The organism is Photorhabdus akhurstii (assembly GCF_019090985.1).
Taxonomy (GTDB): Bacteria; Pseudomonadota; Gammaproteobacteria; order Enterobacterales; family Enterobacteriaceae; genus Photorhabdus; species Photorhabdus akhurstii.
In genome coordinates this window covers 689706-701995 of sequence record NZ_CP020335.1, presented here as the reverse complement: position 1 = coordinate 701995, position 12290 = coordinate 689706, and the positions used below count along the sequence as shown (strand labels likewise).

Sequence of the window (12290 nt, the reverse complement as noted above, 5' to 3'; positions counted from 1 at the left end):
TAATCAATATTTCTATCGCCCTTGTGGGAATAAGTTATCTGCCATGAAATCGACAAAAGCTTTGACTTTGGGGAGTACCCAGCGGTTAGATGGCCATAGGACACGGAAAGTACTCGAAGTATCAGACCATTTATCCAACACGGCCAACAATGTACCGTTGGCTAATGCTTGTTTAACGGTAAAATCAGGCAAACAGGCGATGCCGTGACCTTGAAGTGTCATGTAAAGTAGTGTTTCGACATGATTGCAGGTCATCTTTGCTTGAAGATGTATATCTACCCCGGATGCTCCTAAGCATAGCGGCCATTTTTCCAAAAGATTGGTTGTTGGAAACCGGTGCATCAAGCATGCATGATGGAGTAAATCTTTAGGTTGTGATGGCTTACCATATTGTGCAAAGTAACTGGGAGCGCCAACGTATAAAAAACGGCTAGATCCGATACGTTTGTTCATCAGTCGTGAATCATTGAGTTCTCCTGTTCGCACCACGGCATCAAACCCTTCATCAATGACATCCACAAGTCGATCACTAAAGTCCAAATCCAATTCTATTTGTGGATAACGCATAGTAAAGGCTGACAATACGGGCAGCATCAAGCTGCTGACTAGCGGCAGACTCACCCGCAAGCGGCCTTGAGGCGCAGAGATAGAACTCAATAATTCGTTTTCCGCCGAGGTGATTTCGTCCAAGATGCGTTTGCAACGTTCAAGGAATAGAGTGCCTTCTGTCGTTAAACTGACGCTACGAGTGCTGCGTTGGAGCAAGCGTACACCTAACTTCTCTTCTAACCGGGAGATGCTTTTACTGATGGACGAAGGGGATAGCCCAAGTTGATTGGCTACGGCAGTGAAGCTACGAGCTTCGGCTACACGAATGAAAATCATGAATCTACTCAAACTATTCATCTGGGTTTCCTGGGCTTTTTTACATCACGATTAATGACAAAATAGTCACTTCAGAAATGATTATAAGCCTATTTATCTGCCATTAGTGAATCTGTAGTATGAAATAAAATACATCTTGCTCTAGCTGCTATACAGCGACAAGCCATACGTACTCAGGGCAGAAAATCGAAATGGTGATGAAATCTCAAATAAATATTGGATCAAGCGCAAATAAAGCGCCGCTGGTCTTGACTGCCTGTCTTACCGCCGCTGTGATTCCTTTGAGCATTGCAGGACCTGCCGTCGTGGTGCCTTCGATCAACAAAGCCCTTGGTGGAAGCGCGGTGGAACTCAGTTGGGTAATTAATGCTTACATTCTTACTTACGGCAGTGCAACAATGGCTGCGGGTAGCTTAGCCGATACTCATGGGCGCAAGAAACTCTGGCTATTCGGTTTATTTCTCTTTGCTGTTGTTACTGCGGCGATACCTTATATGCCATCCGTTTTTTGGGTTGATATTTTACGGCTCATACAGGGGTTGGGAGCGGCGGCAGCCTTTGCCGGTTCAATGGCAGCGTTGACTCAGGAATTTGATGGTCATCAACGTACACGCATTTTCAGCCTGATTGGCACAACATTTGGGGCAGGAGCAGCTTTTGGTCCTTTTTTGGCCGGGCTACTTATTGATTCGTTAGGATGGCCTTGGGTTTTTTGGCTACCGGCTTTAGTGGCATTAGTTGCCAGTATATTAGTGAGTCTTTATGCACGAGAAACGCGCGATCCCAACGCAGAAGGGCTAGATTGGCCCGGCGCAATAACATTTACCTCATCTTTAGCGGCCTTCACTTATGGGATCATTCTGGCTCCTGAAAAAGGATGGGGAGACAGTACGGTACTTGCGACACTGATCTGTTCCATTATTATTTTCATCATATTTATTATTATTGAACGACAACGTTCAAGGCCCATGTTAGATCTCTCGTTATTTGCCAATGCGCGCTTTGTCGGTGTGCAACTTCTCGCCATCGCGCCAGCCTATGCTTATGTTGTGTTGCTCGTTATATTGCCGGCACGTTTTATTGGTGTCGAAGGGTACAGCGCATTCGAAGCGGGCCAAATGATGATTACCTTGTCCGCGCCGTTGCTAATAGTCCCCTTTATTGCCGGTCAATTAGCTCGCTGGATTAATGTCGGCATCATTTCAGGTATGGGACTTATCATCGCTGCTGGTGGCTTATTCTGGCTAGGTTATGGGATCTCTGGCGATACAACGGCTGAAAGATTATGGCCAATGTTGATTATCGGCATCGGAATTGGCCTGCCTTGGGGATTGATGGACGGTTTGGCGGTGAGTGTCGTACCTAAAGAACGAGCGGGTATGGCGACTGGGATTTTCAATGCTGTCCGTTTAGCCGGAGATGGTATCGCCTTAGCGGTGGTAGGGGCTATTCTCTCTGCTCGTATATCTTCGGGTTTAAGTACATTAAGCAATATTCCGGCTGATATTTTATCTGAAATATCTACACGTCTTGCAATGAGCGATTTAAGTAATGCTGTCGCTATTTCCCCTTCATTAGATAAGTCATTGCTCCATAAGGTATACGAAGAAGCATTTCGATATCAATTCATTGCACTTGCAGTAGCGGCGGCAATTACCGCAATGTTAGTGTTTATTTTATTGGGTAAAGTAAAATCCCACGGTGAAAGTAAATAGAAAAAACAATTGATATTAATAATAAAATCACTAAATGTTAATTATTCTGTAATTTGAGAAACTTTATTTTATCATCAGGAGAAATGCCGACACTATCTATTACCCTTGCAAACAGAATTAAGTTTTCCTACACACTTTCCCACATTGGAAAAATAACAAACAACACATTCAGGAGAATATAATTACACACCTTTATGATATTATTAAATAAAAATTTAAAGTTTGGGTGTTTATCGATATGAAAAAAACCGAAGATATGATAACAATTTATTACTATTTATTAAAAAAATTACCAATTGAAGAAATTATCTTATATTTTACGGGGGATTTTTAATATGAGCAAAAATATCGTTAGCGTACCAAAGGAGGCAGTGAGTATCGCGTCTGGAAATTTTGAAACGCCTGAAATGATTGCCAAAAGAGCGTCTATAAGATTAAGCAGCCCAGGCAAAGAGTATAATTCTAAGCGTGAAGATTTAAATGGACCAGTCATTTGGTTTGATACTGCAAAACTATCAGCCCAGAGGCCAGACGATACTATTTTCATCAGGGTGATAAATTCTCTTTATAGTGGTATAGTTTTATATCCAAATAATATTTCAACTTTCATTAATGCAATACCCAAAAGAATGCAAATAGTTCTGAAAGTGAAAACCCATGAAGAGCTTAATAAATTTAAAGAGAGCGAACATTTCGCTTTATTTAAACCTTCTGATACCAACTCAAATAAATGTATTTGCTCCAATGACATAGCCACTTTGAAGAAACTTAAAGCAGAGTCTATTGCGACTTGCTATGAAAGTTATGTTGATGATCAAGATAGTCTGCTTAAAACAATCAATGAAGGAATGGAATTCAATTTTCTTTGGATTCTTTTTCGTGATCCAACTAATATTCCTCTTGAGCTGGTCATTGCATCATTACAATCTACCGGGACTATTTTATTAAAAGAAATTAGCGATCCTGATGATGTCGATGATGCAATAGTCTCTTATGGTGTGATGGAATATGGTGCTGAAGGTGTTATTTTCTCACCCAATAAACATGATGTTATGAGCGACTTTATCGATCGTTTATCATATAACAAAAAAGAATCACTGCAACTACAAGTCGGAATTATTACAGAAAGTCGTCCTGTCGGTATGGGATATCGAGCTTGTATCGATACATCCACATTATTCAGCGAGAACGAAGGCATGCTGGTAGGCAGTACCTCCCAAGGCGCCCTGTTGTGCTGCCCGGAAGTATTCTTTCTGCCTTATATGGAACTGAGACCATTCCGTATTAATGCCGGAGCGATACACTCCTATGTATATAACTTTAATAACCGAACCGATTATATGAGCGAGTTAAAAGCCGGCTCATCGGTAATGGCAGTCAATTCAAAGGGGGAAGTACGGCATATAACGGTTGGTCGCGTAAAAATAGAGCAACGCCCTCTTCGATTAATTGAAGCAGAGTTTCCAGGGAAAAAACGGGTGAATGTTTTGATGCAAGATGATTGGCATGTGAGAATTTTCTCTAGCGAAGCAAAACCTTTAAACATCTCTGAACTTAAACCTGGAGATAAGGTGCTTGGTTATATTACAGAGCCGGGTCGTCATGTTGGCATTAAAATTAACGAATCTATTATTGAAAAGTAGGTGATGATTATGGGATACATCGGAAGAAAATTACGAGAAAGCAGACTGTTATTTCCCAAATCAAGCCGAGGATTAATAGTGCCGATTGATCATGGGTTAACTATGGGGCCTATCTCTGGTTTACAAAGTGTTTATGCGGTTGAATCGTGGATCAATAGCAACTATGTAAGCGCTGTTCTGGCCCATAAAGGGATATTGGAAAAGCTCATTCTGCGTGGAATGTTACGCCCTTCAACAGGTATTATTCTCCATATGAGCGGCATGCCAATAATATCAGAATCACCGGACACGAAAATATTAGTGGCGAGTATAGAAGCCGCTCTCCAGCTTGGTGTGGATGCTGTTTCTATACAGGTAAATTTCACTGAAACAAATTTCGAACATAATTTATCTATATTGGGTTCTGTCACAGATATCGCGCATGAAGCCGGGCTGCCTGTACTCACAATGCTATATGATAAAGTTGTTTCCGAATCGTCAGAAATAAAGATGGAAAGGCTTCACCATCTGATAAGAATTGTCACCGAACTGGGATCTGATGCAATAAAAATAGGCTTCCCTGATTCGGAGTCCGCTATTGCAGAAATCGTTGACCTTCATGGTTCTGATATTAAAATTTTCTTCGCCGGGGGAGAAAAAACATCTGACGAAATACTGATTAATAATACCAAAGCCGCTATTTCGTCCGGAGCTTGCGGGTTATGTGTTGGCAGAAATATTTTTCAAAATCTCAACCCACAATCCCTGCTTCACCATTTATATGAATGTATAAATTCAGAGTCAATATCTTTGGCTTAAAAAAAGCCTATATATCATAGATTTCATGCAGTTGAATATGACTAAAAGGGTTTATCATGGAACTCGCTATCAATACTCAAAACGAACCTAAAAAAGAAACAGGTTATTCTTTATCACCATTATGGGAAGACATTTTTTCTAAAGAGCTATTGGAAGAAATTAATACCAATGTATTTTTGGTGACTTGCCGCTCCGGGAAAGCCAGCCAGAATTTACTCAGAAAATTCATGATCCAGCACCAGTACTATTCACAATATTTCACCCGATATCTGTGCTCGCTGATGGGAAACTTAGTTGATCAAAATGATTTTACGCTCCTTTCTCATAATTTGCTGGAAGAGCTAACAGGAACCGATGCTGCAAAGATATCTCACGTAGAGTTATATAAAAAGGCGATGGCGGCGATTAATGCGGTTCCTAAAAGTTATCCGATTCTTAAAAGTACTCAGCAATTGATTAATATTATGTTTGAGCACTGCCGAAGTGATAATTCTTTAAGGGGACTCGCGGCTCTGTGCTTAGGCGCCGAGGCAATCGTACCTTTAATTTATGGTCCAGTTTTGGATGCATTGCGAGCAATGAAAGCGCCTGATGACGCATTGCATTTCTTCAAAATCCATGTTGAGGAGGATGAAGAGCATGCCATAGTGATGAGGAAAATTATTGATCGCATGATTGCAGGAAATCCTCACGGCAAGGCAGAAGTTATGGCTTTTGGTGAAGCAGTAATATATTCTCGGATGGCGATGCTAAATGAGATATATCAAAGTAGCGTCGGAGTAGATTCGAGCGTGACGACTCTTTTATCTGAACGTGATTTAGCCTGTTTGCGTAATGATAACATGTTAGGTAGCGGTAATTTTCTTGACCGCTGTTTATCGCTAAGTAGTACCCCGACTGTGGATTTTATTTTTACAGATAAACCTATAACCATTGCCAGTCAACGTAATATCCAACAATTCAGCCTGGATACCTTGGCAAGTATTAGACGTGAGCTTGCGGGTTGGTATTTGGCTAATGGGATTAAAACCGGGGATGTCGTTGCTGTTTGTGTGCAAGATGGAATTGGTCCATTTCTGCATTACATTGCAATCACGAGTATCGGCGCTACAATCGCGTTAATTAATCCGGCGATGCCGTCAGATATTGGCATCTCTTATATCAAAGAGAACGGTTTTAATAAACTCGTCACCGATGAATCTTCTCTTAATCATAATTCACTGATAAAGAGTTTACGGAATGCCGGTGATATATGTGAAATTCTCAATGTTTCAAATTTCAATACCGAGGTGGAATATAATTTGCCTTCTTGGTGGCCGTATATTCCCGTGGATACAACATTACTGATGTTGAGCCATACTTCTGGTACGACAGGCGTTCCTAAAGCGGTAAAATTTGAACATCGTCAATTTTTTATGGGAAAACGCGCAAGACTTGGGCGTTTTGTCGAATCACCAGATGAGCGTTTGCTGACCGTTTTGCCGCAGTCGCACTCCTCTGCTATCAGCCATCTTGAAACGGCTATATTGCATGGTCTCCCAACTTATGTCCTCAGTAGCCAGGAAGGGGAATCGGTAAGAAAAGCGATAAAAGATTTTTCGCCTACGACGGTTGTTGCATTTCCCAAAAGCTACGTTTCTTTGCTGGAACGCGAGGTATCGTATGCTGAATTCCCGTCAATACGGCGCTGGTTTAGCATGGGGGATGCCGCCCATCAGAGTCACATTAGCCGTTTACTGGCGGGTTCGCCGGGTGCGCGTTTTATCGATGCGTTTGGCAGTTCGGAGCTTGGTATGGCTTTGTTTCAAAGTGTATCCACGGCTGATCGAATTGCACCGTCTCGTTCAATTGGGCGTCCTGTTGATATCGTTACGGCCAAAATAGTGGACATGGCTTCCGGTGATGAAATGCCGCAGGGAAGTGTCGGAGCGCTCGCGGTGTGTTCACCAACAATTACTTCTGGCTATTGGAAACAGAACCAAAAAACCGCTGATACATGGCGAAATGGATATTTCTTGACCGGAGATATCGGATATTGCAAAGACAATGTTTTTTATCAAATTGATCGTGTGGTTGATGTTGTTCATACCCCTGACGGCTCGCTGTATACCCTTCAACTGGAAGAGACGATACAGACAATCGAAAGTGTATATGATGTAACAATTATAGGATTAAATTTACCTTATGCTGAAAATGGAAAAATAACATTACTTGCCTTGATTCTATTGAGTAAGAAATTAACTGAGGATGTCGATATTGTTGCAGAAAAAATTCTTCAACTCATGCAGGAAAAGAATGGAATAGAGAACTCTATTGGAGAATATATTGTTATTGTTGTTAACAGTTTCGATCAGATTCCCCTTGGCGTAACCGGTAAAGTTTTGAAACGCAGATTAAGGGATCTTCTGCCCAATATTCTTGAGAAATATAAAACAAGTAGAGAAATTCCAAAAGGAATTCTAGCAATCACTCGCTATATACCCACTAATTAACATTAATAATAAAGAAGGTAAATTACAGTGAATGAAGATCTTTATGAAAAACCGGTTATCGCCGCTATAAAACAAAAACTGACTCTTGCTGAATCCTCCGGTATTTCTGAGTTTGAATGTATGGGAAGGCTATTTAATATTCATAAAAATGTGTTTCCACCCACTCATTTTCAGTCCACCGGTATTTTTACCCGGCATATTCCTTATGTGCGAAATAGCTCTTTTTTAGAATTAGGCTGTGGTGCGGGAGTAACCGCTATTACAGCAGCGCTAGAAGGATGTTATCCCGTTGTTGCTTCTGATATTAGTGAGGAAGCAGTGAAAAACACCTTATTTAATGTGACCCGGCATCGGGTAAATAATTTAATTTCTGTCAGGCATGGAGATTTATTTGACATATTAAAAGACAGTGAAAGTTTTGATATTATTTTCTGGAACTCTAATTTTTTGTTTGTTCCTGAAAATTACACTTTTAAAGAAGAAATTTATCACGCATTTTACGATCCGGGATATATAACTCATAAACGTTTCCTTCAGGATGCAAGAAAATATCTTAATCCTCAGGGAAAGATACTCATCGGGTTTAGCAGCCAGGGCAATGAAGCCGCATTTAGTGAGTTACTCTCGGAGCATGGCTACAACTATGTTGTTTTATATGAGGAAAAAGGAAAAGGTGAAAATGCCCAGATATATAAAATCTTCCAGCTAACATCTTTAATCTAAACAGTTTATTACCACGGGTCATGGTTAAGGAGGGTTAATTTTGACTTTAGAAAATGAATCACCAGTAGCCATCGTCGGCGGCGGACCCGTTGGCTTAATGCTGGCTTTATTTCTGGATTTATACGGTATTCGTTCCGTTATTTTTAATTTAGATGAGGAAACTCGATGGCGCCCTAAGGGTAATACCCATAATGCTCGCACGATGGAACATTATCGTCGCTTAGGGATATCTCAGTCTATTCGGGCATTAGGATTGCCAAAAGAGTTTCCTCTGGATATATCATATTTTACCCGGCTTAATCGATGGGAACTCGCCCGTATCAATATGCCGTCGGGAATGCAGAAAATATCCAGACTCAAACATGCTATTTCGACCGATCCGGTTCCAGAACCATTGATGCGAGTCAATCAAATGTATGTCGAAAAGTTTTTACTACAGCATGCCCGTAGTCGTCCAAATATCACCATGAGATATGGCTGGCGCGTTAAAGATTTTATTCAGTTTAAAGATCAAGTAAAACTTTATGCGGAGTGTATTAAGGGAAAACATTCCGATGAAATCTGGCACACCAGTTATATGATTGGCTGTGATGGTGGGCAAAGTTTTGTTCGTTCCAAGCTTGGTATCGCCTATGAAGGAACGGTTGAAGCCAAAATAGGTTTTCTGACTGGCGGCATGATATCCAGCTATATCCGTATCCCTGAGCTTCACCAAGGGATATTAAAAGGCAAAGAATCTTGGATGTATAATATTATCTCCCCCATGTTGAGAATGTTATTTATCAGTCTGGATGGCAAAGATGATTTTTTACTGATGACTCAGAGTGAACATGGAAAGGCTATCAATGAGTCGGAATTAATTCGCATAGCTCAGGCAGGAATAGGCTCAGATATTGAAGTATCCGTTCTGAGTAATTCGGTATGGAAAGGTGGCGTTGCCCTTGTCGCTGAAAGATTTTCTGACGGCAAAATATATTTGGCGGGCGACTCCGCTCATCTATTTTCTCCTACCGGCGGTTTTGGCATGAATACTGGAATCGATGATACGAGTAATTTAGCCTGGAAAATTGCTGCGTCTCTCAAAGGTTGGTCAGGTAATGCGTTAATGGATTCTTATGAAAGCGAGCGCCGTCCAATTGCGCTGAGAAATACCGCTGCCGCACGTTTTTTAACGCAGCGGGTTTCATCATTATCCATACCGGCAAATCTAGAAAATGCAGATTCCGCTGGGAATTTGGCCCGTAAAAAAATGGGGATTGAGCTGAATACATTCCGCAGTCAATTTTCTTCTATCGGTGTTGAACTTGGCGCCCGATATGACCATTCTCCTCATATTATTAATAGCGCGCCAATACCGGATGATGACTTTATTCATTATCAGCCAAGTCATGTGCCAGGAGGCCGATTGCCGCACCTGTGGCTCACACCTGTTCCTGGAACAAGAATATCGCTATTCGATATTTTAGGCACTGGCTTTAGCTTACTTCGGGTAGGGACTTATTTTCCAGCGATATCCGAACTATTAGATCAGGCATATCAACGTAAAATTCCGATCAAAATTATTGATCTTTCCGGTAATGATGCCTGGCAATTATATCAAGCAAGGCTCCTTTTGGTACGTCCTGACCAATATATCGCCTGGAAAGGCGATAAGGTGCCGAATAATATAGGTTCAATACTGGATAAGATTATAGGTAAGTAAGAGATGATTTTCCGGGGATATGGGTATTAACATGAATTAAATACGGAACACAATATTATGATTGAGACAGATGTTCTTATCGTAGGTAGCGGTCCTTCTGGCTCCGCAGCAGCTTTATTTTTGAGTACTTATGGGATTAATACAATGGTCATCACTAAACATCGGTGGTTGGCTAATACACCTCGTGCGCATATAACAAATCAGAGAACAATAGAAATATTATCGGAGTTTGGCGTTGGTGATGAATTAATGGCGAGTTCGGTACTAAATGAGGTGATGGGCAATAGTATATTCTGCGAGACGTTAGCAGGAAACGAAATTGCCAGAATAAAATCATGGGGAGCGCATCCAGAACGTTTGAGTGACTATAAAATAGCAAGCCCATTTAGTATCTGTGATATACCGCAAACTTACCTTGAGCCGATATTGATTGGCCGTGCTATTAAAAATGGAGCACACGTTAAATTTTCATCAGAATATATACAAGCCACACAAGATAAACAGGGGATTACGGTAACGGCTTTTGATCGTTTAGAAAAGCGGGAGTATCAAATACGGGCTAAATATCTTATTGGAGCTGACGGCGCCAGAAGTAAAGTTTGTTCTGATGCACAATTACCGATGAAAGGCGAATTGAACCTCGCTGGCTGTATAAATATTTTCTTTGACGCTGATCTATCTGCTTTAGTTTCTCATCGGCCCGGAGCATTATTTCTCATTTTCAATAACGAGGCTATTTCTGGTGGCATTGGCTTGGGTGCGTTAAGGATGGTGCGTCCGTGGAAAGAGTGGTTAGGGGTATGGAATTACGACATCGCTAAACCACCGCCCATAATTACAAAGAACGATGCGGTCAATATTCTTAAAAAACTTATCGGTAATTATGATGTGGATATAGATATTAAGTCAATATCGACCTGGACGGTAAATAGTATGTATGCGGAGGAATATGCTAATCAGCGAATATTTTGTGTTGGCGATGCTGTTCACCGGCATCCACCGAATAATGGATTAGGATCGAATACCTCTATTCAAGATTCTTATAATTTATGTTGGAAACTTGCCTATGTTCTCAAACACTATGCAGGACAGGAATTGTTAGAAACTTATAGTCAAGAGAGAGTTCCAGTAGGAAAAGCGGTCGTTGCCCGAGCAATGCAGAGTATAAGTGAAAGCCAAGAACTGAGTCTTTCATTGGGGTTGGATAAACCTACCATTTCTACCGCAGAATTTCTTTCCACTGATGATGATATTGGTATAGCGAGAAGGAATAGATTTTATAAAGCATTAAGGTTAAAGAACTATGAGCTTAATGGACACGGAGCTGAGCTAAACCATTGCTATAGATCGGCAGCTATTTTGAGAGAAAAAGTTTCTAACGAAGAAGAAAAAAGTGACGATCTATTTTTCATGTATCACTCTACATTTACACCTGGGGCACGAATTCCACATGTTTGGTTAAGCCAAAAGGGAAAAATTATATCCTCAATTAATTTGGTTGGTCATGGGAAATTTTCATTGTTCACCGGAATAGCGGGGAAGAAATGGATTTCAGCAGTAGAAAAATATAACCAAGAGCATGCTTGCCAAATAAATGCATATATTATTGGCCCTGGCGAGGAAATTGACGATATTTATGGTGATTTTTATGGTCGCTGTCATTTTGATGAAAACTCCTGTGTTCTTGTCAGACCTGATGGACATATCGCATGGTATTGCCGGGATAATAGAGCATGATAAACGCTTGGCGGAAAATATGACTAAGTTACTTTTAAAATAAAGTGATTTTAACGTTATTTCAAAATAGTAAAAAAAATAAAATTTTGGGATAAGAGATGATATCAGAGGTAATTATGGTGAAAAAGAGTTATTTCTCCTCTGGAGACTTTAATAAAGTTCCCGGTGAATTAGTTGAAGATAAACCAACGCAATTAATTCATGAAAATGTATTGAATTCCGACGTTAGACAAGATTTGAATTTCTCAAATGAAAGACGTCATAAAGTGGCGATGGTTAATTTGCCCAGTAAAGTTTTGAGTATGACATTAGGAGGATTACAACCTGGAGAATCCACACGTAAACACCGACATAGCTATGAAACGATAATCTATATCGTGAATGGCGAGGGATATTCATTAATTGGCGAACAACGTATTTCATGGAAAGCCGGTGACGCAATATATGTGCCTGTGTGGGCATGGCATCAACATACAAATAGCAGTGTCACTGACGAGGCTCTCTATATTGCATGTGAAAATGCCCCCATGTTGCAAAACTTGGGTCTTGCAGTTCGTGAAGAACTTTGAATTTAGCCGGATATACATTAAGAGCC

General features: G+C 40.8%; 9 protein-coding genes. 8 read left to right on the top strand and 1 reads right to left on the bottom strand.

Going from position 1 to position 12290, the window contains the following annotated elements; genetic code table 11:
• Positions 1-12 precede the first annotated feature (12 nt).
• Positions 13-906, bottom strand: coding sequence for a LysR family transcriptional regulator (locus B0X70_RS03050; protein WP_036811763.1), 894 nt, complete (start codon positions 904-906; stop codon positions 13-15).
• A gap of 176 nt (positions 907-1082) precedes the next feature.
• Here B0X70_RS03050 and B0X70_RS03045 point away from each other — a divergent pair, with 176 nt between their 5' ends.
• The 8 genes from B0X70_RS03045 to B0X70_RS03010 all read left to right on the top strand — a co-directional run bounded on the left by B0X70_RS03045 (position 1083) and on the right by B0X70_RS03010 (position 12264).
• Positions 1083-2600 carry an MFS transporter gene (locus B0X70_RS03045; protein WP_044467079.1) on the top strand — a complete coding sequence of 506 codons (1518 nt, stop codon included), beginning with the start codon at positions 1083-1085 and terminating at the stop codon, positions 2598-2600.
• A 335-nt stretch (positions 2601-2935) separates the two neighbouring features.
• Entirely contained in the window at positions 2936-4243 is a 1308-nt protein-coding gene (locus B0X70_RS03040; protein ID WP_110085985.1) for a 3-dehydroquinate synthase II domain-containing protein, read from the top strand.
• Positions 4244-4252: 9 nt separating this feature from the next.
• Positions 4253-5041, top strand: coding sequence for a class I fructose-bisphosphate aldolase (locus tag B0X70_RS03035; protein ID WP_217470854.1), 789 nt, complete (start codon positions 4253-4255; stop codon positions 5039-5041).
• Between the two features lie 56 nt (positions 5042-5097).
• Entirely contained in the window at positions 5098-7533 is a 2436-nt protein-coding gene (locus B0X70_RS03030; protein WP_217470853.1) for an AMP-binding protein, read from the top strand.
• Positions 7534-7560: 27 nt separating this feature from the next.
• Positions 7561-8256, top strand: a complete 696-nt coding sequence (locus tag B0X70_RS03025) for a methyltransferase domain-containing protein (RefSeq protein WP_110090891.1) — start codon at positions 7561-7563, stop codon at positions 8254-8256.
• A 40-nt stretch (positions 8257-8296) separates the two neighbouring features.
• Entirely contained in the window at positions 8297-9958 is a 1662-nt protein-coding gene (locus B0X70_RS03020) for an FAD-dependent oxidoreductase (protein WP_040150430.1), read from the top strand.
• Between the two features lie 57 nt (positions 9959-10015).
• On the top strand, positions 10016-11695 hold the full coding sequence (locus tag B0X70_RS03015; RefSeq protein WP_217470852.1) for an FAD-dependent oxidoreductase: 1680 nt from the start codon (positions 10016-10018) through the stop codon (positions 11693-11695).
• 98 nt (positions 11696-11793) lie between these two features.
• Positions 11794-12264 carry a cupin domain-containing protein gene (locus B0X70_RS03010; protein ID WP_246593421.1) on the top strand — a complete coding sequence of 157 codons (471 nt, stop codon included), beginning with the start codon at positions 11794-11796 and terminating at the stop codon, positions 12262-12264.
• Positions 12265-12290: the final 26 nt, after the last annotated feature.